At 72.0% G+C, this 26458-nt stretch carries 20 protein-coding genes and 1 pseudogene; 8 read left to right on the top strand and 13 right to left on the bottom strand.

What is annotated here, in order from left to right:
- The first annotated feature begins 343 nt into the window (after positions 1–343).
- The gene (locus ACFU5O_RS29390; RefSeq protein WP_384245122.1) at positions 344–649 is read left to right on the top strand and encodes a hypothetical protein; all 306 of its coding nucleotides are present in this window, start codon (positions 344–346) and stop codon (positions 647–649) included.
- Positions 650–887: 238 nt separating this feature from the next.
- Here ACFU5O_RS29390 and ACFU5O_RS29385 read toward each other — a convergent pair whose 3' ends face one another.
- Complete coding sequence (locus tag ACFU5O_RS29385; protein ID WP_384245121.1) at positions 888–1664, bottom strand: VC0807 family protein; 777 nt, start codon at positions 1662–1664, stop codon at positions 888–890.
- A gap of 418 nt (positions 1665–2082) precedes the next feature.
- On the opposite strand from ACFU5O_RS29385, the gene ACFU5O_RS29380 reads away from it, so the two are divergent.
- Together ACFU5O_RS29380 and ACFU5O_RS29375 are read left to right on the top strand one after the other, a co-directional pair.
- Positions 2083–2487 carry a hypothetical protein gene (locus tag ACFU5O_RS29380; RefSeq protein WP_384245119.1) on the top strand — a complete coding sequence of 135 codons (405 nt, stop codon included), beginning with the start codon at positions 2083–2085 and terminating at the stop codon, positions 2485–2487.
- Positions 2488–2854: 367 nt separating this feature from the next.
- Complete coding sequence (locus tag ACFU5O_RS29375) at positions 2855–3469, top strand: DUF6082 family protein (RefSeq protein WP_384245118.1); 615 nt, start codon at positions 2855–2857, stop codon at positions 3467–3469.
- A 429-nt stretch (positions 3470–3898) separates the two neighbouring features.
- On the opposite strand, the gene ACFU5O_RS29370 is transcribed toward ACFU5O_RS29375, so the two are convergent.
- The gene (locus ACFU5O_RS29370; RefSeq protein ID WP_384245117.1) at positions 3899–5233 is read right to left on the bottom strand and encodes a cytochrome P450; all 1335 of its coding nucleotides are present in this window, start codon (positions 5231–5233) and stop codon (positions 3899–3901) included.
- A 635-nt stretch (positions 5234–5868) separates the two neighbouring features.
- On the opposite strand from ACFU5O_RS29370, the gene ACFU5O_RS29365 reads away from it, so the two are divergent.
- Entirely contained in the window at positions 5869–7224 is a 1356-nt protein-coding gene (locus ACFU5O_RS29365) for a cytochrome P450 (protein ID WP_384245174.1), read from the top strand.
- Between the two features lie 178 nt (positions 7225–7402).
- On the top strand, positions 7403–7774 hold the full coding sequence (locus ACFU5O_RS29360) for a hypothetical protein (RefSeq protein WP_384245115.1): 372 nt from the start codon (positions 7403–7405) through the stop codon (positions 7772–7774).
- Positions 7775–8183: 409 nt separating this feature from the next.
- On the opposite strand, the gene ACFU5O_RS29355 is transcribed toward ACFU5O_RS29360, so the two are convergent.
- Positions 8184–8390, bottom strand: coding sequence for an acyl-CoA carboxylase subunit epsilon (locus ACFU5O_RS29355; RefSeq protein WP_384245114.1), 207 nt, complete (start codon positions 8388–8390; stop codon positions 8184–8186).
- A gap of 144 nt (positions 8391–8534) precedes the next feature.
- On the opposite strand from ACFU5O_RS29355, the gene ACFU5O_RS29350 reads away from it, so the two are divergent.
- Positions 8535–9749 (top strand): RNA-guided endonuclease InsQ/TnpB family protein, encoded by a 1215-nt coding sequence (locus tag ACFU5O_RS29350; protein ID WP_384245112.1) that lies wholly within the window; start codon positions 8535–8537, stop codon positions 9747–9749.
- A 50-nt stretch (positions 9750–9799) separates the two neighbouring features.
- Here ACFU5O_RS29350 and ACFU5O_RS29345 read toward each other — a convergent pair whose 3' ends face one another.
- Both ACFU5O_RS29345 and ACFU5O_RS29340 read right to left on the bottom strand, forming a co-directional pair.
- Positions 9800–11392, bottom strand: coding sequence for an acyl-CoA carboxylase subunit beta (locus ACFU5O_RS29345; RefSeq protein ID WP_384245111.1), 1593 nt, complete (start codon positions 11390–11392; stop codon positions 9800–9802).
- A 364-nt stretch (positions 11393–11756) separates the two neighbouring features.
- The gene (locus ACFU5O_RS29340; protein WP_384245109.1) at positions 11757–11939 is read right to left on the bottom strand and encodes a DUF5302 domain-containing protein; all 183 of its coding nucleotides are present in this window, start codon (positions 11937–11939) and stop codon (positions 11757–11759) included.
- Between the two features lie 211 nt (positions 11940–12150).
- On the opposite strand from ACFU5O_RS29340, the gene rfbH reads away from it, so the two are divergent.
- Positions 12151–13449 carry a lipopolysaccharide biosynthesis protein RfbH gene (rfbH, locus tag ACFU5O_RS29335; protein WP_384245108.1) on the top strand — a complete coding sequence of 433 codons (1299 nt, stop codon included), beginning with the start codon at positions 12151–12153 and terminating at the stop codon, positions 13447–13449.
- A gap of 68 nt (positions 13450–13517) precedes the next feature.
- On the opposite strand, the gene hflX is transcribed toward rfbH, so the two are convergent.
- Entirely contained in the window at positions 13518–14921 is a 1404-nt protein-coding gene (gene hflX, locus ACFU5O_RS29330) for a GTPase HflX (RefSeq protein ID WP_384245107.1), read from the bottom strand.
- A 50-nt stretch (positions 14922–14971) separates the two neighbouring features.
- A complete protein-coding gene (locus ACFU5O_RS29325; RefSeq protein WP_384245106.1) occupies positions 14972–17407 on the bottom strand; it encodes a beta-glucosidase in 2436 nt (811 codons plus the stop codon).
- Positions 17408–17926: 519 nt separating this feature from the next.
- On the opposite strand from ACFU5O_RS29325, the pseudogene ACFU5O_RS29320 reads away from it, so the two are divergent.
- A pseudogene (locus tag ACFU5O_RS29320) lies at positions 17927–18739 on the top strand (IS701 family transposase); the annotation flags it as partial.
- 394 nt (positions 18740–19133) lie between these two features.
- Here the strand turns inward: ACFU5O_RS29320 and ACFU5O_RS29315 are convergent.
- From ACFU5O_RS29315 to ACFU5O_RS29290, 6 genes are all read right to left on the bottom strand, one after another.
- Positions 19134–21101: a helix-turn-helix domain-containing protein gene (locus ACFU5O_RS29315; protein ID WP_384245104.1), complete on the bottom strand. Its 1968-nt coding sequence runs from the start codon at positions 21099–21101 to the stop codon at positions 19134–19136.
- Positions 21102–21300: 199 nt separating this feature from the next.
- Complete coding sequence (locus tag ACFU5O_RS29310; protein WP_384245103.1) at positions 21301–22431, bottom strand: transaldolase family protein; 1131 nt, start codon at positions 22429–22431, stop codon at positions 21301–21303.
- A 24-nt stretch (positions 22432–22455) separates the two neighbouring features.
- Positions 22456–23142: a 4'-phosphopantetheinyl transferase gene (locus ACFU5O_RS29305; RefSeq protein ID WP_384245102.1), complete on the bottom strand. Its 687-nt coding sequence runs from the start codon at positions 23140–23142 to the stop codon at positions 22456–22458.
- Between the two features lie 7 nt (positions 23143–23149).
- Positions 23150–23896, bottom strand: a complete 747-nt coding sequence (locus tag ACFU5O_RS29300; protein WP_384245100.1) for a class I SAM-dependent DNA methyltransferase — start codon at positions 23894–23896, stop codon at positions 23150–23152.
- A complete protein-coding gene (locus ACFU5O_RS29295; protein ID WP_384245098.1) occupies positions 23893–25206 on the bottom strand; it encodes an activator-dependent family glycosyltransferase in 1314 nt (437 codons plus the stop codon). Before ACFU5O_RS29295 ends, ACFU5O_RS29300 begins: the two co-directional genes overlap by 4 nt.
- Before the next feature lie 59 nt (positions 25207–25265).
- A complete protein-coding gene (locus ACFU5O_RS29290; RefSeq protein ID WP_384245096.1) occupies positions 25266–26450 on the bottom strand; it encodes a hypothetical protein in 1185 nt (394 codons plus the stop codon).
- Positions 26451–26458: the final 8 nt, after the last annotated feature.

The following is a 26458-nucleotide window of genomic DNA, read 5'->3' as shown; positions in this document are numbered from 1 at the left end:
GGTGCGGCTGCCGGGCGGCTTTCAGGCCGCGGTGGAAGGCACGGATCCGTGGCGTGGAGGCCGGCAGGAGAAGCAGGCCGTGGGGTGGATGCCGGGGTCCTGGGCGACGAGGTCCTTCAGGATCGGACCTGGCGACGGTGCAGGTCGCGCAGCGGTGTCGCCGAGTACGTCCAAGGAGGTCAGCTGCCTGTACTCCCGCCGGACAGCCGCTCTGCGTGGTGCGGGACAGGCGCCCGCCTCCACTTCGCGGCAGCCGAGTAAGATCATCTTCCAAGTGACGCGGGACGCCTCACCCGCTCCGTCCCGCGCCGTGTGCATATGAGCGGGTGGTAACAGAGGGAACATGAAGCGCGTCATACGCGGCCTCGGAGCCGCTGCCGCCACCGCCGTCCTCGCCGGCGGCCTGCTCGTCGCCCTGCCAGGCGCGGCGAGCGCCAACGACTACGGCTACACCTGCAAGAACTGGAAGAACACCAGCCACAGCTGGAGCGCCGACTGCCACGTGACGCGCGGCAAGGCCCGCACCGTGACCGAGTGCGCCAACGGCAAGACCCACTACGGCAAGTGGGTCGGTCGCGGGTACTGGAAGTTCACGGGCGAGTGCGGCGTGTACGCGCTGATGGCCACCGACGTCCAGTGGAAGAAGTAGCTCTCTGACATCCCGCGCCTCGCCGCAGCCCCATGGGCCGCGGCGAGGCCTTTTTACTCGCCCTCAACGGAACCGGAGCCCAAAGTGGCCCGGGTCGCTGCTCCGCTCGCGCTCCGACGGCCGAACCTTCCAGGACCTGATGCCCGCGATCAGCGACCATCCACAGCGGCAGCGGCACACCACGCCGGCTTGCGGCACACGGGTCCGCCCCCGGCAAGGGCGCCGGCGGCCGGCCTGGTCAGCCGGTGCTGGTGGGGTTCGGGACGGCGTTGCGTCGGCCGACCTGTCCGGCTGCCTCGGCCTGGGCCGCCGCTGCCGCGCGGGCCTCACCCCTTCGCTGAGACCGTTTGCCGTACAGCATGGTCCACAGGACCAGGCCACCCAGGACCGTGTAGATCATTACAGGACTGAGAGTGGCCATCACACCGGTGTCCAGTTCATACGCCAGCACGATCCGCACCAGCGCCTCCGTGAGGTACGCCGCGCCCCACACGACCGTCATGGTGCGCAGGGTCTTGCGGAAGCCCTCGTACTGCCACATGCCGTTCCACCAGGCGGTGCTCTCCGCCGTGCCGTCGGTGGCGAACTTGCGGCCGAAGTAGAACATCAGGGGGCGCCGCGCCGGCAGCGTGGCCAGGCACAGCAACCCGAACAAGCCGGTGACGGCAGAGTCCTTCACCAGCAGGGCGCGGGCCGAGTGCGCACCCACGAGCGAGACGACGGCCGTGAGCACCATGAACACCAGCGTGACGACGGCGAATTCATCGAGCTTGCGTCGCCAGGCGACGTGGATCGCAGTGTCGACCACCGGCCACACACCGCTCACCAGCAGGGCGCTGAACTCGCTCCAGCCATGGCCGGTCAGCGAGTTGTAGGTGATGATCGGCGCGACGACGTTGAGACCGATGGTGAGGATCCAGCCGATGGCGGCCCCGGAGCTGCTGCGGGCGGGCGGCGCCGGTCTTGCGTCCGGAGCCCGGCCGGTCTGGGCCGACATGCTTTCCCCCTGGGACATGCGTGAATGCGATCACGGAGACCGTAGGCCAGGTGCACGCCCCCTCGGCAGTTCTCCCACCCCAAAATGATCACCAAATCCTCCGGACTCGAAGCTTCCGGCGACGGTGCGGGCGCTGAGACGACGGACCGCTCGCCTCAGAGCTCCTGGAAGGCCAGGGTCTTTCGTTCGGATGAGGCCGGATCGCTCAGCGGGGTCCGGCGGCGTGCCTCGCAAGGCCGCCTCCCAGCGGTGGCCGGGGGACGTCGACGACCGACGACCGACGACCGACGACAACGCAGCGAGCTGCGCCACCAGGGCACGCGAGCCCGGCGGGATCCGAACGAGAGGTCCTGGGTGATACCACCTCCACCTGGCTGATAACGGTGCTTGCATGGCCGGATTCGCATGCGCGAGCGTCGAACGGCAGGATGGGGCGGTGCGCGCACACTCACGGACCACCGACGCCGTCACCGCCTCCCTGTTGCTGGCGGCGGCTGCCGCGGTCTTCGCCTGGGCCGTGGGCGGCGTCGACCTCTTGGGTGAGCCGGACCGTCCCGACGGTCGGCTCGCAGAGCTCGCCGGCCGGGCGGAGTGCCGGCCGACCATGGTGGCGGAGGAGAAGCAGTACCGCGTCGCCTCCTGTGAAAGCGGCTCCCGCCGGATCGTCCTTGCCACCTTTGCGACCGAACGCGGGCAACGCGACTGGGTGGGCGACACCATCCTCGAGGGTTCCTATCTCGACGGCGACCTGTGGATCGCCTACGGCGAGCCGAGTGTCCTGCCTGGTCTGCAGCAGCGACTCGGCGGCACGGTTCGGTTCATCGACCGGCCGATCTCATAGACGGCCTTGGCCGGTCCCGGCTGCTCGCGTAACCACCGCTCCCTGGCGAATGTGCAGGCCATGGCGGGTCCCGAGACGCGTCCGGTCGCGGCGCGGTCCACCCGGTGCACGGCCACTTCGATGCGCGTACGCCTTGGACAGCGTGCAGACATGGCGGGACGTACAACGGCGATGACGGCGTTCGATTGCTGTCACGAACCGGGCGTCGCCCCTGAGCGTCTCGTAGGGGGGCCCGGACGCGATGGAGCTACAGATCGAAGGCGCATCGTGGCTGTCCACGTGCGACCGGTTGCCGGTGACGCCCCGGGGTAGGAACAGGCCGGTGTCAGCGGAGGAATGGGGAGGTCGCGCAGTGCGGGGGTTACGGATGCCGGGGTCACCGGTTGTGGTGCGTGGCTCGGTCGTCCTTCTGGCAGCTGCGGTAGGGGTGCTGGCACTGGTCGCCTTCGCCCCGTACGTGCTCATGCGTATCGCTCCCCCGATGGGGGACGACTGGAACCGCCTCAGTGACATAGGGCAGACCTATGCCGCGGTGGCCGCGATCCTTTCCGCTCTCGCTGTCGCAGGCGTCGGGGTCTCCCTGCTCATCCAGTCACGGCAGGCCCGGGTTGAGCAGTGGCAGGCCGTCCGGGGATTCCAGAAGGAATTGCTGGTGATGGCCATGGACAACCCCATCTACCGGGAGGCCTGGGGAGAGATGGGCGGGCTGGAGGGGGAGGAATGGCAGCGCCAGACCTACACCCGGCTCGTCCTGCACTATTTGTGGGCGGGCGCGGACACCGGCGCCGTCCCGTGGAAGTCGCTTCCCAGAATCGCCGCGAACACCTTTCGCGTGGAGTCGAACAGACGAGTGTGGGCGCGCATGCGCCAGGGGTGGCTCGTCGAGGCCCGCTCTTCCCGGGAGCGGCGCTTCGTCGAGATCTTCGACAGGGAGTATCAGGCCGCACTCGCCCGGAACCCGCGGAACGACGCGGGGAGCTGAGCATGTTGTGGGGCCCCGGCGCCCGACCAGGTGGTCGGGACGCGCACCGGCCCCGTGCGACGGGGGCGCTCCCGCCGGGGCCATATCCGGCCGCCAGGCTCCCTGCCTGCCGCCGCACCGACGTCGTCGGTGGACCCGGCGGCGGCAAGTCCGACGTCGCCGAGGGCGGTGGCCAGGACCCGGCCGCCCATCGGTGATTGCCGCCGACGCCGTCGAGCGCCCGTCAACGAAACGGGCTCCGGGGCACAGTGTCGAAGACGATGCGCGTCCGCTCCTCCATGGACGGTTCCGGATCCACGACAGCGCCGCCCGTGCGGTCCGTCAGCCAGATGCCAGGTGCGTGGCCGATCGGCAATGCGCCCGCACCGCAAGGGACCGGGGTCTGCGGCCGGCCCCCGGTACGGAGGCCGGCCACCGAGCGGACGCGAATCAGTGGTTCCGGCGGCGGTGGATCACCATGGGAACGCGCGTGGGATGTGCCACGGCTGCGGTCGCTTCCTTGGGCGGCTTGCTGCCCGGCACGGAGCGCAGTTGCCAGCGCGGCAGGATGGTGGCCAGGGTGATGGTGGCCTCCATCCACGCGAACTTGTCACCGATGCACTTGTGGGCTCCGGCGCCGAAGGGGACGACGTGCTCGCGGGGCCGCGCTGCGGTCCGTTCCGGAAGCCAGCGGTCCGGGTCGAAGCGGTCCGGATCCGGGTACAGATCGGGGTTGCGGTGCAGGGCGTAGAGGCTCAGGAGGACTTCGGTCTCCGCGGGGATGCTGTATCCGCCGATGGTGACCTCCTCGGTCGTACGCCGCATCGTCGTGACTGCGCCGTGCAGGCGGATGACCTCGTCCAGGACCCGGGTGATGCTGGGGAGCTGCGGCACGTCGGCGATGGTGACGGCCCGGTCGCCCACCACCTTGTCGATCTCCCTGAGCAGTTCCTCCTCGACGTCCGGGTGTTGGCCCAGGTGGTACAGCGCCCAGGCGAGGATGGATGCGACGGTCTCGGTACCCGCGAAGAGCATGGTGGTCAGCTCGTCGAGGATCTCCGCATCGGTCAGGCCGGCGCCGGTGTCGTCGCGCGCCGAAAGCAGCAGCGACAACAGATCGGTGCGGTCTTCCGGGCCGGATGCCCGGGTGGTGGCGATGGCCTGGTCGAACACGGCCCTCATGCGGGCCGCGGACCGGTCGAAAGCCCGCCAGATCGGCAGCTTGTCCAGGGCTTTCGGGGCGAGGGCCCGTAGGAGCAAGTACTTGTGCAGGACGGGGAGGTCCTCGCGGACGGACCGCACTGCGGGCCGGCCGATGTCGGTGCTGAAGAGCGTGGCCGTCAGAGTCTCGATGGCATACGTCCCCATCACCTTGTTGGCGTCGATGATCTGGCCGTCGCTCCAGGCGTCGGCGAGTATCTGTGCGTGCTCACGCATGACGTCGGCGTATCCGGCGAGGCGTTCCTTGTAGAACATGGGCTGGATCAGGCGCCTGTTGCGACGGTGGTAAGGACCGTCGGAGCTGGCCAGCCCGTTGCCGGCGAGGGGCCGGACGCGCTCGAACATCCTGCCCTTGACGAATGACCGGGCGTATCTGACCAGGACCTCGTTGACGGTATCGGCACTGGTGACCACGATCACCGGCATGGTGCCGATGTCGAGGCGCAGGACCGGTCCTTCGGCATGGAGGGATCGCAGGACCCCCAGCGGGTCGCGCAGCAAGCGCGGCACGTGGCCGAGGCCGGGTATGCCACCCTTGGCGCCGGGTACGGCATTCAGTGACACAGGCGTCCTTTCGCGAGAAGACCACACACCGGCGCTCGCCTCGCGGCCCGGCGTGCTGGTGGGGAACATGTGGGGTGTTTCGCGGGGTTACGAAGCCTGCGAGAGATCACCTTGGCCGCACAGCGGTCAAGGCTGAGGTCCAACAGGCCCACACAGAAGGCGGCTCTGCCCTGCCAGCTGCTGTGCCACGCGCGATTGCCCCCGCGGGGCGCGTTGACGGCGATGCACCTACCGGACCTGTTCGTAGAAACCAGCTCTTCTGACGCCTCATCATCGTGGCTTCCCGCACGCGCCGGCGAGGGGAAACGTCGTTCCCCTTTCTACTTCCTGACCGGCCCGCGAGTCGAGCCGTGGGCGAGCAGGAGCGGATACCCGACCTCCCGGTACCGGACAGGCACCGACGGCCTAACGGCGTTGCTGTCAACACATTCTGACGGCATGTCGGCGACGAAGCGCGCAGGGATATGCTGCCCCTCGGCTGCCGATCTTGCTCACCGCAGAGCGGGAGCCCGAAGGCCGTTGTACGCGGCCAGGTGACGATCATGAGCCGCCCCGGTCGGCCTTCGTGACGGGGGCGCTCTCCAGCTCCGGAGGCCCCCGTGACCCCCCACCCCCCGATATCCGCCGACGGGCTCGTGCCGCCTCCCGGGTGCCCAGCCCACGGCACAGCCAGCAGCCTCCGGCGCCTGCCGGAAATCACTGAGCCGGCCCAGACGTACGAGGAACTGCGACAGCAATACGGTGCGGTGGCCCCCGTGCTCCTCCACGGAGACATCCCGGCATGGATCGTGCTCGGGTACCGCGAGAACCTGGAAGTCATGCGCACCCCGAGTCTCTACAGCCGGGACTCACGCCGCTGGAACGCATTCCTGGAGAACCGCGTGCCGGCGGACTCCCCGCTCATCCCCATGGTCGGCTGGCAGCCGCTGTGCGCTTTCACCGACGGCGAGGAGCACGCGCGTCTGCGCCGTGCCGTAGTGGACGGGCTCGCCCAGTTCAACCGCCGCGGCATGCGCCGCTACGTCACGCACTACACCCGCCAGCTCGTCTCCGGCTTCGCGCAGTCCGGCTCGGCCGACCTCGTCCGCGACTACGCAGAACCGCTGCCCATGCTGGTCGTCAGTCGCCTGCTCGGCATGACCCCGGAGAAGGGTCCACTTCTGGTCGAACCCACCCTCGACCTGATACGCGGCAGCGATACCGCAGCCGCCAGCAACGCCGTCGTGACACGGGTCCTGGAGGACCTTGTCGCATACAAGAAGACGGCCCCCGGATACGACCTCGCCTCACGCCTCATCTCGCACGAGTCCGGCCTCACGGACACCGAGGTCGTGGAGCACCTACGCCTGGTCCTCGTTGCCGCGCACCAGGGCACGGTCAACCTGATCGCCCACACACTGCGGCTGATGCTGACCGACCGCCGCTTCCGCGGCAACCTTTCCGGCGGCTACATGACGCTGCCCGACGCGCTGGAGCAGGTGATGTGGGACAACCCCAGCATCGGCGTGATCCCTGGCCGGTGGGCCACCGGCGACCATGTGCTCGCAGGGCAGCACGTCAAGGCCGGCGACTTGCTCCTCCTTTGCATCGCCGCCGCGAACGTCGACCCCGAGCAGCGCCCGGACCTGAGCGTGCCGATGCACGGAAACCGCGCCCACCTTGCGTTGAGCAGCGGCCCCCACGAATGCCCCGGCGGCGACATCGGCCGCGCCATCGCCGCCACCGGCATCGAAGAACTCATGGCGCTGCTGCCGGACATCCGCCTGGCGGTCGCGGACGGCGAGATCGGCATCACCGCCGACTGGATGACCTCCCGGCCCTCCACCCTCCCGGTCGAATTCAGGCCGCTGAGCCCCCTCGACGTCCCCCAGTCGCCTCGCCGCGCCCCGACGTCGGCTCAGCCGCTTCCGGCCGCCATCGAGCCCGGTGCTGCGCCCTCGGCATCCGCATCGACTCGGCGGAGGCGGTGGCGCGCCCTGCTCGCACGCTGACACGCTGACACGCTTCGAGGGCTGACGTGCTCGCACCTGTCGCGACATCGGCATCTCCGCCGGGCTGTCGTCCGCATCCATGCGAACCTGTCGGTCCGGCCGACCGGTTGAGACGTGTGCGGCCGGCTGAGTACGTGTACGGATGGTGGGCGCGGCGGCGCCCGAGCAGCATGTTCGCGTGACGGATTCTCCTGCAGAGACGGCCCGGCGGACGCGGCGCACGGTCATCACCCTTCTCGTGGTGACGGCCGTGCTCCTGCTCCCCCTGCTGGGCGGGTTGTGGTACGCCGCCGACGACGCCCTCCGGAACAGGAGCAGCACCGACTGGCGCGCCAACCACGAGACCAAGAAGTCGCTCCAGCATGCCGTGATGCTGGTCCTCGGCGTGCCCATGGCCGGTGCCGCGTGCGGCTGGACGGGCGCCACGGTGCTGGGACGCCGCGCCGGTGTTCCTGCGGCCACAGGCGCGATGATCGGCACGATCGCCGTGTGGATCGTCGGCATCGGGGCGGTCTACGTCGCCTTCAGCAACGCCACGTTCGGCTTCTGAGGAAGCCGGACAGCGGCTGTGTGGCTCACGAGTGCCCTCCTGGTCCCCACGCGGGAACCTCACAGGAAGCGAGCGGGCCCCGGTGGGCCCGGCCCGGCCGCGCGGGTCGGATGCGCCAGGAACGCATACGCTCGGCCGCCTGGTAGACGTTCACCTTGCCGGCCTGGACGTCGCGGACGAGCTCCACCGCGCGGCCAGGAGCCGGACCTGCCGCTCCCCGGCCTGGTCGCCGGGCAGGTCCTGCGGGCAGACGGGTCACGCTCCCCGCCCCCAGGGACGCGCCCTGCCCGGCCGTCTGCCGGTGCACCCCCGGCGCCGCCAAGCGGCGGTCCGGCCCTTCGCTCTCCCGGCCGGACGACGGCGTGTGCCGCTCTTCCTCCGCGATGCCCGCCGTCGGCCGGTCGGCTCCTCAGGAGGCCCAGGACGTCGGAGGGGTGTAGGGGGCGGGCCCGGGGCGGCGGGCGTGGAGTTTGCGGGTGGAGGGACCCGGGGGCGGGGCGGGGCGCAGGCGGGCGGTGAGGAGCACGGCCAGGGCCGCGACTTCTTCCGCCGTCGGGTTGCCCCGGGTGATGCGGATCGACGCCAGGGACAGTGCCACCGCGTTGTCGGCGTTCACCGGATGTCTCCCAGGATGCCGCTGCCTTCAGGCAGGGGAGGAATGGGTCCTGGGGTCGGAGCCGCGAAGCGGCGGAGTTCGCTGCGCATCTGTTCTGACCTGCACTCTCTTCCGTTGTCAGTGGAGGCTGTTAGGTTCTGGATCATGGTGACGACAGTGATGGCCAAGACGGGGTCCGGGCATGCCCGGTACACCTTCCGGCTTCGGGTGTCGTCCGGTGCGCTTGACCGGCTTGATGCCGAGTGGGCGCGGTGCCGGTGGCTGTGGAACGAGTGCGTGGCCCTGTCGCGCCGGATACACGCCCACAACAAGGCCACCGACGAGAACACGACGTGCGGCCCGGCGCAGCTCGACAGGATGCTGACCGAGGCCCGACAGTCGATGGCGTGGCTGCGGGAGGGTGCTTCGGTGCCGCAGCAGCAGATCATCCGGGACTTCGCGAAGTCCCGGGCCAAAGCGCTCAAGGACATCAAGGCGAAGCTGCCGATGCGGCAGCGGGCCGGGATGCCCAGGATCAAGCGCAAGCGTGAGGCAGCGCCGTCGCTGAACTACACCCGGCGCGGATTCCGCATCAAGGACGGCCGCCTGCACCTGGCGGGCGGGATCGTGCTGACCGTGGTGTGGTCGCGCGATCTGCCGTCCGCACCCACCAGCGTGCGCGTGTACCGGGACAGCCTCGGCCACTGGCACGCCTCGTTCGTGGTGGCCACACCGTCCGAGCCGCTGCCATCGACCGGCCGGGCGATAGGCGTCGACTGGGGCGTGAAGGAGACCGCCACCACCACGTCCGACGCCCACGATCTGCCCCACGCCCAGCACGGGAAGACCGCCGCCACGAGGCTGGCCCGGTACCAGCGGATGATGGCCCGGCGCCGTACCTCGAAGAACCGGCCCGACACCGCCGGGTACCGCAAGGCCCGCAAGGCCCGCAAGGCCGCTGCGAAGGTGTCCAAGAAGATCGCCCGGCAGCGGCAGGACACCGGCCGCAAGTGGGCCAAGACCGTTGTCCGGGACTTCGACGTGATCGCAGTGGAAGACTTCCGGCCGAAGTTCCTCGCGAAGTCGAACATGGCCCGCAAGGCCGCCGACGCCGCGATCGGTGCGACCAAGGCGGCGCTGGTCGAGATGGGCCGCAAGCACGGGCGCCCCGTGCATCTGGTCCACCCCGCGCACACCACCATGGACTGTGCACAGTGCGGAGCGAGAGCCAAGCACGCACTCCCCCTCTCCGAGAGAACGTATACGTGCACCGCGTGCGGAGCTGTCTCGCCCAGAGACAAGAACTCCGCCCGGGTGATGCTCGTCCGGGCTGGTCTCAACCCGGCTAGTGCTGATCTTGTAAGCCCTGCCCCCTGCTAGGGGTCAGGCGAAGTGAGCTAGGAATCCCCCTCGTTTACGAGGGGGAGGAGTCAAAGCGGGAGGTTTCCGTGCTTGCGGGCGGGCATCCGGGCGTGTTTGGACCCGAGCATGTCCAGCGAGGCGATCAGACGGACCCGGGTTTCTGCCGGGTCGATGACGTCGTCGACGAGGCCTCGTTCCGCGGCGTAGTAAGGGTGCATCAGCTCTGCCTGGTATTCCTTGATCTTCTGCGCCCGGGTGGCCTCCGGGTCGTCGGACGCCGCTATCTCGCGGCGGAAGATGACGTTCGCGGCGCCTTCCGCGCCCATGACCGCGATCTCGTTGGAGGGCCAGGCGAGCGCGATGTCGGCGCCGATCGAGCGGGAGTCCATGACGATGTACGCGCCGCCGTACGCCTTGCGCAGGATCAGGCTGATCCTGGGCACGGTCGCGTTGCAGTAGGCGTAGAGCAGTTTGGCCCCGTGGCGGATGATCCCGTTGTGTTCCTGGTCCACGCCGGGGAGGAAGCCGGGCACGTCGATCAGGGTGACCAGCGGGATGCTGAACGCGTCGCAGAACTGGACGAAGCGCGCGGCCTTCTCCGATGCGTGGATGTCCAGCACGCCCGCGAGGTGGGCGGGCTGGTTGGCGACGATTCCGACGGTCCGGCCGCCGAGCCGCGCCAGTGCGCAGACCACGTTCTGGGCCCACTGACCGTGGATCTCGAAGTAGTCGCCGTGGTCGACGACCTCCTCGATCAGGTCGCGGATGTCGTAGCCCTGGGTGGGGCGCAGCGGTACCAGGTCCAGCAGGGCGTCGTTGCGGCGGTCGGCGGGGTCCTCCTGGTCGCCCTCGGGGGCGGCCTCGCGGTTGTTGGAGGGCAGGAGGGACAGGAGGTGCCGTACGTCCTCGAGGCAGCTGGGCTCGTCGTCGTAGGCGAACGCGGCGACGCCGGAGCCGGCCGCGTGGGAGTCGGCGCCCCCGAGGTGTTCCATGGTCACGGCCTCGCCGGTGACCGCCTGCACCACGTCGGGGCCGGTGATGAACATCTGGGAGGTGCCGCGGACCATGAAGACGAAGTCCGTCAGGGCGGGTGAGTAGGCGGCGCCGCCGGCGCAGGGGCCGAGGATGACGGAGATCTGCGGGATGACGCCGGAGTTGCGGACGTTGCGCTGGAAGATGCCGCCGTAGCCGGCGAGAGCGGTGACGCCTTCCTGGATACGGGCGCCCGCGCCGTCGCAGAGGCCGACGACGGGGGCGCCGGCGGCCTCCGCCAGGTCCATCAGCTTGTGGATCTTCTCGGCGTGGGCCTCGCCCAGTGCGCCGCCGAAGATGCGGAAGTCGTGGGCGTACGCGAAGACGGTGCGGCCGTGGACCTTGCCCCAGCCGGTGACGACGCCGTCGGTGTGCGGCTTCCTCTCCTCCAGGCCGAAGCCGGTGGCCCGGTGTCTGCGCAGGCCTTCGACCTCGTTGAACGTCCCCTGGTCGAAGAGGATCCCGATGCGCTCGCGCGCCGTCAGCTTGCCCTTCGCGTGCTGGGCGGCGGTGGCGCGCTCGCCCGGGCCGGCCTCGGCCGAGGCGCGCACGGCGGCCAGTTCGGCGGTCCGCTCGCGCAGGGTGGCGAATCGCGGCTGCTCCAGGGGTCGTTCCTCGACGATGCTCATACGGGCCCTTTCGACACAGAGGCACCGGGTCCGGCCGGTGTCGCGTCCTCCACCTTCGCCAGGCCGACTCAAGACTGGTTCGAATTCCGCCCTACTCCGCGCGGTCCGCCGTGGTGGCGCGGCTGCCGGGCGGACCGCCGCCTCCGTGGACGCGCGCCGGTCCGGGGCCGGCCCAGAAGCCGTCGCGGAGTGATTTCCGCGGAATCTTCGGCTGAATCCATAGCCCGTTCCGAGACTTTATCCAGTGGTGCTCGAGCGATTTTCGAGGGGAATTCGAGCAGCGCCAAGGAAACGGGCACAAAAGAGGCCGCCGTGATCCGGTGGCAGGGATCACGGCGGCCGGGCAGGGAAATGCGAGGAAGCGTCAGCCGGACTTGCGGCGGAAGTTCCGGTTCTGGCCGACGGGAGCGTTGGAGCCCTTGATCTTCAACCGCCCCTCGTGGTGCGCCTGCTGGGACCTGGCGGTACGGGCCTTGCGCTCCAGGGCCTCACGGAACTTGCGCTTGGCTTCTGTCTCGGCGGCGTTGCTTTCCGGCTTTTCAGTCATGCGTTACCTCCTGGGCATGTTCTAGAGCGGTTTTAGTGTGACATCCGAGTGACCGCCGTGCGAGTGGCTCCAGTTGGCGACGGAATAGATCGAGCCATCGGTTCTGATTTCACCGGGGACCTGATGAAGTCGGCCCCTGTTCCTGCGATTCGCGCTCGCGCCGCACCTACGCTCGCGGTGACGTCAGTGGTGCCATCAGAAGGGAACATCCATGGGCGAGACCAGGGAACGGATCGCGGAGCTCGTCCGTGAATACCACCGGGAGAAGGCCCCCGGCCCCTTCGAGCCCGGAGTCTCCCCCGTGCAGGTCTCCGGCGCGGTGCTCAACGAGGACGACCGGCTCGCCCTGGTGTCCGCCGCGCTGGACATGCGGATCGCGGCCGGCGTCAGCTCACGCCGCTTCGAGCGGGACTTCGCCCGCTTCATCGGTACGCGCAAGGCCCATCTGACGAACTCGGGATCCTCGGCGAACCTGCTGGCCCTGAGCTCCCTGACGTCCCCCCAGCTGGAGGACCGCCGTCTGAGGCCGGGCGACGAGGTGATCACGGTAGCGGCGGGCTTCCCGACGACGGTCAGCCCGATCCTGCACAACGGTCTGGTGCCCGTGTTCGTGGACGTCGAGCTCGGCACGTACAACACCACGCCCGAGCGGATCGCCGCGGCGATCGGTCCGAAGACCCGCGCGATCATGATCGCGCACTCGCTGGGCAACCCGTTCCGGGTCGAGGAGGTCGCCCAGCTCGCGGAGGACCGCGACCTGTTCTTCGTGGAGGACAACTGCGACGCGGTCGACTCCACGTACCGGGGCCGGCGCACCGGTTCCTTCGGCGACCTGGCGACGACCAGCTTCTACCCCGCGCACCACATCGCGATGGGCGAGGGCGGCTGCGTCCTGACGAGCAATCTGGCGCTGGCGAGGATCGTCGAGTCGTTCCGCGACTGGGGCCGGGACTGCTGGTGCGAGCCGGGCGAGGACAACCGGTGCATGAAGCGCTTCGACCAGCAGATGGGGAAGCTGCCGCACGGCTACGACCACAAGTACATCTTCTCCCACGTGGGCTACAACCTGAAGGCGACCGACCTGCAGGCCGCTCTCGGGCTCAGTCAGCTGCAGCGCATCGAGGCGTTCAGTGCCGCACGCCGCCGCAACTGGCGTCGGCTGCGCGAGGGCCTGGACGGTCTGCCCGGTCTGCTGATGCCGGAGGCGACCCCGGACAGCGACCCGAGCTGGTTCGGCTTCCTGATCACCGTCGACCCGGCGGCGTCCTACTCGCGCGCGGCCCTGGTCGACTTCCTCGAGTCGCGCCGTATCAACACGCGCCGCTTCTTCGCGGGCAACCTGACCCGCCACCCGGCGTACGCGGAGAAGCCGCACCGCGTCGCCGAGCCCCTGACCAACAGTGACCTGATCACGGACCAGACCTTCTGGATCGGTGTCTATCCCGGTCTGACCGAGGAGATGCTGGACTACGTGATCGCCTCCGTCAGGGAGTTCACGACCTCCCGCTGACCGGCCGCCGCACCACGACGCCGCCCCCTCCCGGACGGGAGGGGGCGGCGTCGTGCGAGGGCCGTGGATCAGGCCGTGTAGGCGGCGAGTTCGGCGGCCAGCGGGGCGTCGACGTTCGCCTTGAGCCGGGTGCCGGACTCCTCGTGGGACTCGGCGAGGACCTCGCCGTGGGAGTGGACGCGGGCGACCAGGTGGCCCTCGGTGTAGGGGATCAGCACGTCGACCTCCGTGTCCGGGTGCGGGAGTTCCTGCTCCACGCGGACCACCAGGGCCTCGATGCCCTCACCCGTACGGGCCGACACGGCGACCGCGCCGTCCTCGGCCGCCTTCAGGCGCTCGAGGGTCTCCGGTGTGGCCTTGTCCGACTTGTTGATCACGACGACCTCGGGCACGCCGGCGCCGCCGACCTCGCCGATGACCGCGCGCACCGCCTCGATCTGGGACTCCGGGTCGGGGTGGGAGCCGTCCACCACGTGCAGGATGAGGTCGGCCTCCGCGACCTCCTCCAGGGTGGAGCGGAACGCGTCGACCAGCTGGTGCGGCAGGTGGCGGACGAAGCCGACCGTGTCGGCGAGGGTGTAGGCCCGGCCGCCGGGGGTCTCGGACCGGCGCACCGTCGGGTCGAGGGTGGCGAACAGGGCGTTCTGTACGTGGACGTCGGCGCCGGTGAGGCGGTTGAGCATGGAGGACTTGCCGGCGTTGGTGTAGCCGACGAGGGCCACCGACGGGATCCGGTTGCGGCGCCGCTCCTGCCGCTTGAGGTCGCGGCCCGTCTTCATGTCCTCGATATCGCGGCGCATCTTGGCCATCTTGTCGCGCAGCCGGCGCCGGTCCGTCTCGATCTTCGTCTCACCGGGGCCGCGGGTGGCCATGCCGCCACCGCCGCTGCCGCCGCCGCCCATCTGGCGGGACAGCGAGGCGCCCCAGCCGCGCAGGCGCGGCAGCATGTACTGCATCTGCGCGAGCGCGACCTGGGCCTTGCCCTCCCGGGAGGTCGCCCGCTGGGCGAAGATGTCGAGGATCAGAGCGGTCCGGTCGACCACCTTGACCTTGACGAACTCCTCGAGGCGCACGAGCTGGGAGGGGCTGAGCTCACCGTCGCACACGACGGTGTCGGCCCCGGTAGCGACGACGATGTCGTGCAGTTCCCGGGCCTTGCCCGAGCCGATGTAGGTGGCCGGGTCGGGCTTGTCGCGGCGCTGGATGACACCGTCGAGGACCAGGGCACCGGCGGTCTCGGCGAGGGCCGCGAGCTCGGCGAGCGAGCTCTCGGCCTCTGCGACCGTGCCCGACGTCCACACTCCGACCAGCACGACGCGCTCCAGGCGGACCTGGCGCTGCTCGACCTCGACGACGTCGCGCAGTTCGGTGGACAGGGCGGCGACATGGCGCAGCCCGGTGTCCTCGGTGGCGTCGATGGCGTCGGCCGTGCCGATGGGGCCGGTGGTCCCGGGGTGTTCAGACGCGGTCATGTGGTTCCTCTCGCAGGGTGGTGAAGTGGGGGGCTGGGGTTCGGCGGCGGTCAGGGGGCGAGGCTGCCGGTGAGGCGGATGTCGGACGCGGAGGAGCCGACCGCGACGGCGCGGGCGCCGGGCGCGTCCTGCCATGCGTGCCCCCGGGCGTCCCAGTACTTGAGCTGGCGGGCGTCGACCGGAACGGTGATCCGCTTCTCCTGGCCGGCGGCGAGGGTCACCTTGGTGTAGCCGGCGAGCTTGCTGACCGCCTGCGGGGCGGTGACGAGCGCGCTCGGGCCGAGGTACACCTGGACGACCTCCTTGCCGGTGCGCCCACCGGTGTTGCGCACGGTGACGCGGACGGCGGCGCCGTCGGCGGTCCGCTCCACGGCCAGGTCGCGGTAGGCGAAGGAGGTGTACGACAGGCCGTGTCCGAAGGGGAACAGCGGCGTGACTCCTTCCTTCTCGTACCAGCGGTGGCCGACGTGGACGCCCTCGCTGTACTCCTGCTTACCGTCTACGCCGGGGAAACGCCTGGGGTTCTTCGCCATCGGGTGGCTGTCCTCGGCCGCGGGGAAGGTCTGGGTGAGCTTGCCGCTGGGGTTGGTGTCCCCGTACAGGAGCGAGGCGGTGGCCCCTGCGCCCTCCTGGCCCGGGTACCACATCTGCAGGACGGCGGCGGTGTCGGGGAGCCACGGCATCAGCACGGAGGAGCCGGTGTTGAGGACGACCACGGTGTTCGGGTTGGCCTTGGCGACGGCGGAGATCAGCGCGTCCTGCCCGTCGGGCAGCGACAGCGTGGGGCGGTCGTAGCCCTCGGAGCCCTCGTCCTGGGCGAAGACCACGGCGGTCCTCGCGGCGGCCGCCGCGGCGACGGCGCGCTGGATGTTCCGCTCGGCCTGTTCGGGGGTGACCCAGGTCAGGTCGACGGACAGCGGGCGGTCCGGCCATGCCCAGCCGCTCATGGTGAGCTTGTGGGTTCCCTTGGTGAGCTTGAGGACGACGCTGGTGGTCTCGCTGAACGAGTCGGCGGCGTAGACGGGGGTCTGTCCGGCGATCTGCAGGATCGCGAGGCCGCCGTTGACGCGCAGGCCGATGCGGTACTCGCCGTCGGCGGGGACGGTGAGGGTGCCGTCGTAGAACTGGCGGTCCTCGCCGGCGTCGAGCTGCTTGCCGTTGGTGAGGACGGGGCTCAGGTTCTCGGAGGTCAGGGGCGTGCCGAGCCGGTCGATGCCGGGCTCGTAGGTGAGGTGCGCGCCGGAGCCGGCACGCTCGCGCAGCGCGTCGAGGGGTGCCTTGGCACCGTCGGGGACGACGTGGGAACTGCCGAGGCCGGAGACCTTGGGCCGCTTGGCGCTGTCGCCGATGACGGCGAGACCGGTGCCGGCGTCGCCGGTGAGCGGCAGGGCCGCCCGGCCGCCGACGGTGGAGTTGCGCAGCAGCACGGCGCCGTTCTCGGCGACCTGGCGGGCGGTGGTGCGGCCGGCCGCGGCGTCGCGGGCGGGGCGCTGCGGGGGCGTGTCGAGGAGGCCGGAGCGCTCCATCTGGCCGACGATGCGGACGACGGCCCGGTCGAGGGCGGCCTCGGGCACGGTGCCGTGGCCGACGGCGGCCTTCAGGGCGGCACCGAAGTGCTTGGAGTCGGGGACCGGGTCGGTGGGCTTGACCATTTCCAGGCCGAGTTCCTGGTCGAGGCCCTTGGTGATGTCGGTGGTGGCGTGGGTGGCGAGCCAGTCGGACATCACCCAGCCCTTGAAGCCCCACTGTTCGCGCAGGATCTTCTGGAGCAGCTGGTCGTTGCTGCACGAAGGGGTGCCGTTGACGCCGTTGTAGGCGCACATGACGGCGGCGGCGCCGGCTTCGACAGCGCTGCGGAAGGCCGGGAGTTCGACCTCGTGGAGGGTCTGTTCGTCGATGGCGGCGTCGACGGTGAAGCGGTCGGTCTCCTGGTTGTTGCCGGCGAAGTGCTTGACCGTGGCCATCAGGCCCTGGCTGCGGATGCCCTTGATCTCGGCGGCGGCGGTGCGGGCGGTGACGAGCGGTTCCTCGCTGAAGGTCTCGAAGTTGCGGCCGCCGTGCGGCACGCGGATGTTGTTGACCATCGGGGCGAGGACGACGTCCTGGCCGAGGGCGCGTCCCTCGTGGCCGAGGACCTTGCCGTACGCGTGGGCGAGGGAGTCGTCGAAGGTGGCCGCGAGCGCGGTGGGGGTGGGCATGGCGGTGGCGCGGCTGCCGTTGATGCGGACGCCGGCCGGGCCGTCGGAGGCCTGCAGGGAGGGTATGCCGAGGCGTGGCACGCCGGGTATGTAGCCGACGCCGCGGGCGAGCGGGCCGCCGTCGGGGCCGGCCGTCCAGTGGACGAAGGACAGCTTCTCGTCGAGCGTCATCCGTGAGACCAGGGCGCGCACGCGCGCGCTGCCCTCGGCGGCCGGGTCGGGGGCGGGGACGGGGGCCGCGCCGGCCAGGCCGGTGGTGCACAGCAGGGCGGCCGAGACGGCGAGCACCCATGAGGTACGGCCCCGGCGCCGCCACCGCCCTTGGCTCCGGAGTCTGATGCGGAGGGGCGCTGACTCCCCTGACCTGCGGGACGGCATGTGAACTCCTGTTGTCCGGTGCGTCGTTACGGCGCCTGGTATGCGCCCCTCCACGCTCGCGTAGATCGTCCCCGGGCACGAGGTCCACTCGTCACACTCTTCGGAGTCCGGCCTCTTCCTGCCCGCGACACCGCCTGCCAACAGGGATCCGACGGCCGGTCGGCCGGACCTGAGGACACGGCGCGGCCGCTGCGCGGCGCCGCGCAGGGCCCCGCGCGCCCCGCCGGGGGCCCGGGGTGGTGGTGCGGCCACCACCCGCAGGCGCGGTCCGTCGGCCCGGCGGGGTGCCGGGCGCCGGGCGCGGACCGTGGCCGGAAGTGTGTTTCCGGCCTACCTGGGCCGCGGCGGGTGCGGCGGCGACGGTGGAGGGGTCCCAGCCGATCCGGCCCCGACCTGGCAGTTGCGGGGCGCCGACCTCCGAGGAGCGTCATGAGGGCCATTCGCCCGGTCGTGGAAGCCGAAGGTGCGCCGCGTGAGCGAGCCGCGGAGGTGTCGCGGACGCTGTGCGCGTCGGTGCTGGCGTCGCTGCGCCGCCGGGACCAGCGGCACAAGGGAGAGCTGTATGTGAACGGGCTGCTGAACGCGCCCGGCCGCAAGACGATGCGCAATCTCGCCGCGAGCACGGACGAGCGGTCGGCGGAGCAGAGTCTGCACCACTTCATCAGCTGCTCGACGTGGGACTGGGCGCCCCTGCGGGCGGAACTGACGGCGGAGGTGGACCGGCTGCTCGCACCGCGCGCCTGGGTGGTGCGACCGCTGGTGATCCCGAAGACGGGACGCCATTCGGTGGGCGTGGGGCGGCGGTTCGTGCCGCAGCTGGGGCAGGTGGTCAACAGCCAGCAGGGGTACGGGCTGTGGCTGGCGTCCGGTGCGGCCTCCGTGCCGGTGAACTGGCGGCTGTCGCTGAGCGGTGACTGGCTGGAGGACGCCGAGATGCGCCAGCGGGCGGCGATTCCCGATTCGGTGGACGCCGGTGCGCCGGAGGAACTCGCGGTGGACATGGTGCTGGAGACGGCCGCATGGGGCGCGTCGGCGGTGCCGGTGGTGACGGACGCCCGTGAGGAGGCCGTGCTGCCGCTGGTGGAGGCGCTCTCGAACGCCGGGCTGCCGTTCCTGCTGCGGATCGGCGGCGGTACGGGGCTGCTGGCGCCGAACCTGTCGGCGGGGCGCAGCCCGGCGGTGGCGGGTTCGGCCGGTCAGCTCGCGGAGCTTGCCCGGACGCAGCGGCGGCCCGTGGAGTGGTTCGATCCGGCGGGGACGGGGCTGCCGCGCACCTCGCTGGTGGCGCTGCTGCCCGTGAGGCTTCCGGGGCGGGCGGGGCCGAAGGGCGGGACGCTGTCCGGCGGGCGGACGCCGGGCGTGCCGCTGACGCTGGTGGGGGTGTGGTCGCCGAACCGCCGCGAGGTGTCGGAGCTGTGGCTGACCAGTCTGTCCGGCGCGAGCCGCAGCACGCTGCTGGGACTGGGCAGGCTGATCGGACGGGTCGACGCCGACTTCACCGGTACGAGCCTTTCTGTGGGCGCCCTGGACTTCGAGGGCCGGTCCTTCCACGGCTGGCACCGGCATGTGACGCTGGTTTCCCTCGCGCACGCGCTGCGCCTGCTGGGGCCGGGGGCGCACCACGGGCGCGGCGCGGTCACGCCGGTCCCGATGGCCACGGGCCGGATGACGGGGGGCCGGCGGGTGCGAGGCGGGCTCGGGTCCGTAGCAGCCGCAGCGCGAGCTGGAGTTCCAGTGCCTGCTCCGGTTGCTGCCAGTCCCGGCCGAGCAGCTGGCTGATGCGCTCCAGGCGGCGGGAGACCGTGTTGGGGTGGACGTAGAGGATCTCGGCGGCCCGGGTGGGGCTGCCGGCGGCGGTGAACCATCCTTCGAGGGTCTCGACGAGGTTGCTGAACCGCTCCGCGTCATGGTCGAGGAGCGGGCCGAGGGTGCGGTCGACGAAGCCGGGGACGTCCTGGTCGTCGGCCAGCAGCATGCCGATGAAGCCGAGGTCCCGGGCGGCCGCGGCGCGGCCGGTTCCGCCGAGTGCGGTGAGTGCCTCGAAGCAGCGGACGGCCTCCTGGTGGACGCGGGGTACGGTGCCGGCGCCCTGGGTGGGGCCGGCGGCGCCGGCGGTCACCGGGGCGCCGGTGGCGGCGGCGAGCCCGGCACGTACCTGCTCGGCGCGTTCCGCCGGGTTGTCACCCGGCAGCAGCAGGACGAGCCGGTCGCCCTGGACGGTCTTCATGCCGCGGTGGCGGCGTACGTGGGCGGCTGCCCAGCTCTCGACGAGGGCGGCGGCGTCGGTCCCCGGCCGGGCGACGACCACGACGTGCGGGCGGTCCAGTTCGGCGCTGAGCCGGCGGGCCCGTCCCAGAACCCGGTCGGTGGGGCCGTCGGCGGTGATGAGGTCTTCCAGGAAGTCGTCCGCGAACTGGCCCTCGCCGGCGGCGGAGCGCTGCATCAGCAGCAGGGAGACGGCGCGGGCGTAGGAGAGCAGGACCTGTTCGCCGTGTCCGGCGAGGGTGTGCGGGCCGGCGCCGTCGGGGTGGAAGAGCAGGCAGCCGATGTCCTGCGAGCGGGCGGTCAGCGGCACCACCCAGGTGCCGGTGGTCAGCGGGCAGGCGATGCCGGTCGCGGCGGCGTTGAGCCGGACGCGTTCCAGTTCCTCGCCGTCGGGGCGGGGTATCCGGCCGTGTTCGGCGAGGCGTTCACCCGACTGGCCACGGACGCGGAGGCCGCCGCCGAGTTCGGCGGCGGCCCGGGCGGTCAGCTCGTCCAGGCCGATTCCGTCGAGGACGAGCCGGACGAGGTCGTCCTGGGCGCTCCTGCCGCGCAGTGCGTCGCTGAGGCCGGCGCGGGCCCGTGAACCGGCCTGCTCCAGCTCGGCGTTGGCGGCGCGGGCGCCTTCGAGCAGCCGGGCGGTCCTGATGGCGACGGCACAGAGATCGGCGAGGGAGCACATCAGCGCCACCTCGTCGGGGGTGAAGTGGCGGACCGCGCGGTCGGCGGCGTAGAGGTAGCCGAGGTGGCGGTCGTCGGCGTGCAGCGGCACGCCGAGCACGGCGTGGAGGGATTCGGCGTGGACGACGTCGTCGAGGGCGGCGGCGTGGGCGGTGGTGTGCGGGTCGTGGTCCCCGGCGAGGAGGTCGGACGTCCAGAACGGGCCCGGCCGTTCGTCGTGGCCGTCTGCCGGGAGCACCCCGGCGGGGATGCGGTGGCCGGTGGTCAGGGCGCTGACGGCGCCGTCGGCGGTACGGACCGTCAGGTCGCCGCCGTCCTCGTCGGCGAGGACGGTGCACGCGAAGTCCACGTGCATCAGCAGCCGGGCGCGGCGGCTGATCAGCCGCAGGGTGGCGTCCGGCCGGCCGGACCGGGTGAGTTCGCGGGCGGTGTCGACGAGGGCGGCGAGTTCGGCCTCGCGCCGACGGCGCCGGTCGAGGAGGCCGCCCACGTCGAGGGCGAGACGGGTGGCGCGCTCGAGCCGGTCGAGGCGCTGGGGTGCGACGGCGGACCGGCGGGCGCGGCCGAGCAGTTGTTCGTAGTCGCGGGCGGGTGCCTCGCCCGCGAGAAGTTCGAGGATGCGCAGTGCGTCGTCCTCGGCGTGGGTGTCCTCTCCGGTCATCCCTGCCCCCCCGGCGGAAGAATCGGCCTGATCTCGGCTGCCCCGGAACGTAACTTCCGCCCCGGCGGCGGTCAAACGCTCTCCGGTCCTCCCGCGGCGGGCCGGCGGGGGCGTGATGTGGTGGCCGGAGCACCGGCGGTGGCCGCCTCGGGCGGTCGGCGGGGTGGCGCCGGCACCTGTGCCGTGCCCCGCCCCGGGCCTAGGCTGGGGAGTTTGTGCCGGAGCCGGGCGCGGAGACGGCCGCGGTCGTCGCGGCGGCCGCGTCGCGCAGACCGGCCCACGCCGTGCGCAGGGCGATGCTCTGGCGGCGTACGAGCCGTTCTGACTCACGGCTCAGGCGGATCCCGAGCGTTTCCCCGGGCGTTGCCTGCCCGGCCGCGAGGCAGTCGGGGCCGAGCCGCCGGGCGGCGAGGAAGACGGCGAGGCCCCTGCGGTCGCCGGCGAGCGCGGTGCCGGGGGCGGCGAGGTCGTGCAGCGGGGCCGCGCCCCCGGCGGGTGCGCCGCAGCGCAGGGTGTAGGTCGCGGAGCAGACGAACCGGTACGGGCGGGCGCCGTCGGCGACCAGGGAGCGCCAGCGCGGGTCGGCCAGGGCCCGCTCGTACGCCTGGTAGCCGAGGCGGGCGCAGGCACGGGCGGCCGTGCGGGCGGCGGTGCGGCCGGGGCGGCAGCGGCGGCGGGCCGGGCGGGAGTCGACGCCGTCGGCGAGGAGCTGCAGCGGGAGGGTGACCATGGCGCCGATGCGGGAGAGGTCGCGGCCTGCGGCGCGGGCGCGTTCGAGGCCGGTGAGGAAGGCCTGGGTGACGTCGTGACAGACCGCCGGGGCGAGGACATGGGTGGCGTTGACGCCGATGCCGTCGGCGAGGCAGTCACTGATGACGCGGGCGGCGGACGGGCCGGGCAGGGCGGGGACGGCGACCAGCAGGTTGGGCCGGTCCACGGCCCGGTGCAGGACGCGGGCCTCTGCGAGGAAGGCGTCCGGGTCGCCGGGGCGGCCGGGGTGCGGGGGCAGCGAGGCGTAGCCGTCCCGGCCGCCGGTGCGTTCGGCGACCTGGCGCAGCGCGTCGCACATGAGCCGCCCGTCGTGGGCGAGCAGGGCGCGTACGGCCGCTCCCGCGGGGGTGGCGAGCAGGGCCAGGTCGCGCAGCTGGCCGCCGTAGGCCCGCCCGGTGCGTACCGCGCGGGCGACGGTTCCGGGATGCCAGGACAGGCCGGTGACCCCGGCCGCGACGAGGTGCTCCAGCTCCCCGGAGGCGCTCATGCCTCGTTCGTAGCCGTCCAGGTGGAGGGTGACGTGCTCGCCGGTGAGGCGCTGTTGGAAGCTGGCTGGCATGGCCCGTCCCGTCGGGGAGTCGCGTCAGGGGAGTGCCGGCGAGGGCCGGTGCGGCCGGGCGGCGAGGGTGACGGCGGTGAGGATCAGACCGTCGCGGACGGTCCAGCGGCCCGTGAACGCGGTCAGGGGACTGCCGTCGTGGAGGGGTCCGGTGAGCTGGAGACGCGCGGTGAAGGTGCGGCGCGCGGGGTCGGGTTCGAGGACGGCGTCGGTGAAGGAGGGCTCCCGGTGGGTGAGGGGGGACCATGCTTTGAACACCGCCTCCTTGGCGCTGAACAGCAGCCGGTCCCAGTGGGTGCCGGGGTGGCCGCGGGCCAGTTCGCGCAGCCGCTCGCGTTCCGCCGGGGAGGTCACCGCCTCGGCCACGCCCGGCGGCAGCGGTGTGTGCGGTTCCGCGTCGATGCCCAGCGCCCGCCAGTGGGCGGCGGGCGCCATGACCACCCCGCGGTAGCCCTCGCAGTGGGTGAGGGAGCCGACCGTGCCCGCGGGCCACAGCGGTTCGCCCCGGCGGCCGGGGAGCAGTGGCTCCGCGGGCCGGCCGAGGGCGGCGAGGGCCCGGTGGGCGCACACCCGTGCGGTGGCGAACTCGCGGCGCCGCTCCTCGACCGCGTCCCGGACGACTGCCCGTTCCTGGGCGAAGAGCAGCTCCGGCGGGAATTCGCCCACGGTGTCGACCGCGACGGTGCCCGGCGGGAGTATCTCCTCGATCACGGGCCGGTCAGGCCGCCCGGGCGCCGATGAACAGGCCGCGGCCGGACGGGCCGCCCTCCTGGAACTCGACGTCCAGACCGGCGCGTACGAAGGCCTGCTCGTACGCGGTGCGCTCGAAGAGGGTGATCAGATGGCTCTCCGAGAGGTGCTCGATGTCGTGGCCGGGTTCGGCGACGAGGTAGTGGACGTCGATCGCGGTGGCGTCGCCCTCCAGGCGCGAGTGGGAGACGCGGGAGATGGTCCTGCCCTCGGCCTCGACGATGGAGGCGCCGACGAAGCCGGGGGTGAACGTGGTGGGGAACCACCACGGTTCGACCACGACGACGCCGCCGGGCTCGAGGTGCGCGGCGAAGCGGGCGAGTGCCGCGTCGAGCTCCGCCTGGTCGCCCATGTGGCCGATGGAGCTGAACATGCAGATGACGGCGGAGTACGCGGTGCCGAGCGCGAAGCCTCGCATGTCGCCCTGGTGGACGGTGGCCCCCGGGTTGCGGCGCAGGGCGATCTCCCGCATGTCCGGGGAGAGTTCGAGTCCCTCGACGCGGTCGAAGAGGGGGGTGAGGTGCTTCAGGTGGAGTCCGGTGCCGCAGGCCACGTCGAGGACGCTGCGCGCGCCGGGGGCCCTGGAGGTGATCAGGGCGGCCAGTTCGGCGGCCTCGCGCCGGTAGTCCTTGCCCTTGCCCTGGTGCACCAGGTCGTAGACCCGGGCGATTCCGTCCGCGTAGCCGTTGCCCGTGCGGGCGTCGGTGGTGGTCACGTCGTCTCTCCTTGGCTGGGGTGAGCGGATTGCGGGCGTCGGTGGTGCTGCTCCGTGAGCCGCTGCAGGACCGGGACCAGGTCGGCCGGTGACGGGTCGGCGAGGGTCTCCTCGCGCAGCCGGCGGGCGCCGGCCGCCAGGGACGGGTCGCTGATCGCCCGTACGACCGCGTCGCGGAGCGCGGCGGCGTCGAGCTTCTGCGGCGGCAGTTCGATGCCCGCGCCCTGTTCGGCGTGGAGCCGGGCCTTGAGGGGGGCGTCCCACAGTGAGGCCACGATGATCTGGGGCACGCCCAGCAGGGTGGCGGTGTAGCCGGTGCCGGCGCCGCCGTGGTGGACGATCGCGTCGCAGGTCGGCAGCAGGGCCTCCATGGGCACGAAGTCCACGGCGCGGATGTTCGCGGGGAGGCTCTCGCGGTCCCGGAGCTGGCCGGCGTCGAGGGTGGCGACGATCTCGGCGTCGACGTCGCCGAGCGCGTGCAGCAGGTCCTCGAACGGGACGGCGTCGCGCCCGAAGGTCTCGCGTGCGGAGACGCCGAGGGTGACGCAGACCCGGGGCCGGGCGGGCGGGGTGTGCAGCCAGTCGGGGATCACGGAGGGGCCGTTGTACGGGACGAAGCGCATGGGGAGGACGACCTGGCCGGGCACGGGGATGCGCAGGCTCTCCGGCGCGGCGTCGACACTCCACCTGCCTGCGATGATCTCCTCGACCGCGGCGGCGTCCGGGGTGATCCCGAACCGTTCCAGGGTCCAGGTCAGCCATTCGGCCATCGGGTCCTCGCGCCGCTCCTCGGGCTGCCGGTCGCGCAATTCGAGGAACTGGCGGCGGGCGTTGAGGATGACGTCGGGTCCCCAGAGCACGCGGGCGTGTGCCGCGCCGGTGATGTGCGCGGCGATGGGGCCCGCGTAGGTGAAGGGCTCCCAGAGGACCAGGTCGGGCCGCCAGGACCGGGCGAACGCGACGAGGTCGTCGATGGTCGTGTCGCCGTTGAGCGGCGCGAACGACATGGCGGTCATCATGGTCTGCTGCCCGAGGGCGTGGTCCCAGCCGACCGGCTCGGTGCGGGTCTCGGCGAAGTCGAGGCCCTGCTGGTACGGGGTGGGGTCACCGCCGATCCGGGTCATCAGCTCGACGATGGAGTCGAGGTCGCCGACGGGTACGGCGGTCAGGCCGGAGCCGTTGATCACCTCGGTGAGTGCGGGCTGGCTGGCCACCCGGACCTCGTGGCCGGCGGCGCGCAGGGCCCAGGCCAGCGGCACCAGGTTGTAGTAGTGGGTGTTGTGCGCGAAGCACGTGATCAGGACGCGCATGGCGTCTCTCTCCCCTCGTCCGGCCCGTTGCGTCAGGGCCGTGGTGGTCAGGGCCGTGGTCAGGCGTTCTTGGCGGCCGGGAAGCGGGCCGGGGCGTGCAGCACCGGCGAGCGCGGCCGTGTCACCGGCGCCGGGTCCGTGCGCAGTCCCGGGAGGGCTTCGGCGAGCGCGCCGAGCGCGGCGCGGGCGATCACCTTGATCAGCCGGGCGGACAGGGCGAAGTGCAGGTCGTCGGGGAGAGCGAACGGTGCGGCGGCGGGGCCGGCCCCCGGGTCCCGGTCGACGGCGGCGACCAGGACCGTCACCCGGGCTCCGGCGGGCAGTTCGGTGCCCGCCAGGGTGGTGGCGTCGCGGGCGGTGCGGGTCTCGAGGCGGACGGGCGGCGCCGAGCGCAGGGTGTCGTCGATCGCCGTGCCTGCCAGGGCTGCGGGGTCGGCGGCGAGCCGCCGCCAGGCGCCGGGCTGCCCGAGGAGGGTGCGTACGGCGTTGGTGATGAGCACCGCGGTGGTCTCCGCGGCGCCGACGGACAGGACGCGGGCGGCCCGTACGGTGTCGGGCCCCGCTTCGCCGAGGGCCTCTTCGAGGAGGGCGCCCAGGCCGGCCTCCGCCGCTTCGCCGGCCCGTGCGGTCGCGTACGGCTGGGGGCACAGCAGACCGTCGAGTGCGTGCCGGCAGCCGGTCAGCAGCCGGGCGTAGTCCTCGTGGGCGGTCCCGGGCAGGCCGAGCTGGCCGGCGAGTACCAGGGCGACGAGACGGCGTGCGAAGTCCTCTGCGAGGTCGAAGCGTTCGCCGAGACCGGCGAGGATCGTCCGGGTGAGCGTCACGGTCTGCTTCTCCACGTCCTCCTCTCCGGCGGCCCGGAGCAGGGGTCCGCCGAGTCCGGTGAGCGGGGCGAGACGGGCGGCGCTCTCACGGTTGAGGGTGAGGGTGGCGCTGCGGTACGGCAGTCCGTCGGCGGACGCGTCGGGGCCGGGGCCGTCGAAGGCCGGGCCGGTGACGAGCGCGTCGGCGACGGCGCGGTCGGCCGTGACCCAGGTGTCCAGCAGGGCGCTGTGGAACAGCGGTCCCTGCTCGCGCACCCGCTCCTCGTGGGGGCGGGGGTCGTCGGTGCCGCCGCGCAGGAGCAGGCCGTAGGGGTCGGCCTGGATGCCGGCGAACCACTGGGCGGCGCGGGTGAGCTGGTTCTGCCGGGCCCGGCGGGCGGTGTCCCGTCCCGGCTCCTCGGTCAGCAGCTGGCGGGTCATGCGTGACT

Source organism: Streptomyces sp. NPDC057445 (assembly GCF_042802855.1).
Lineage (GTDB): Bacteria > Actinomycetota > Actinomycetes > Streptomycetales > Streptomycetaceae > Streptomyces.
This window is presented reverse-complemented; position numbering and strand designations above follow the sequence as displayed.

Coding starts and splice junctions, on each gene's coding strand:
- ACFU5O_RS29290 (WP_384245096.1), bottom strand. CDS start 26,450: ATGACCCGCCAGCTGCTGACCGAGGAGCCGGGACGGGACACCGCCCGC.
- hflX (WP_384245107.1), bottom strand. CDS start 14,921: ATGACCGCGTCTGAACACCCCGGGACCACCGGCCCCATCGGCACGGCC.
- ACFU5O_RS29375 (WP_384245118.1), top strand. CDS start 2,855: ATGCCGGGGTCACCGGTTGTGGTGCGTGGCTCGGTCGTCCTTCTGGCA.
- ACFU5O_RS29340 (WP_384245109.1), bottom strand. CDS start 11,939: ATGACTGAAAAGCCGGAAAGCAACGCCGCCGAGACAGAAGCCAAGCGC.
- ACFU5O_RS29345 (WP_384245111.1), bottom strand. CDS start 11,392: ATGAGCATCGTCGAGGAACGACCCCTGGAGCAGCCGCGATTCGCCACC.
- ACFU5O_RS29385 (WP_384245121.1), bottom strand. CDS start 1,664: ATGTCCCAGGGGGAAAGCATGTCGGCCCAGACCGGCCGGGCTCCGGAC.
- ACFU5O_RS29315 (WP_384245104.1), bottom strand. CDS start 21,101: ATGACCGGAGAGGACACCCACGCCGAGGACGACGCACTGCGCATCCTC.
- ACFU5O_RS29350 (WP_384245112.1), top strand. CDS start 8,535: ATGGTGACGACAGTGATGGCCAAGACGGGGTCCGGGCATGCCCGGTAC.
- ACFU5O_RS29390 (WP_384245122.1), top strand. CDS start 344: ATGAAGCGCGTCATACGCGGCCTCGGAGCCGCTGCCGCCACCGCCGTC.
- rfbH (WP_384245108.1), top strand. CDS start 12,151: ATGGGCGAGACCAGGGAACGGATCGCGGAGCTCGTCCGTGAATACCAC.
- ACFU5O_RS29295 (WP_384245098.1), bottom strand. CDS start 25,206: ATGCGCGTCCTGATCACGTGCTTCGCGCACAACACCCACTACTACAAC.
- ACFU5O_RS29310 (WP_384245103.1), bottom strand. CDS start 22,431: ATGCCAGCCAGCTTCCAACAGCGCCTCACCGGCGAGCACGTCACCCTC.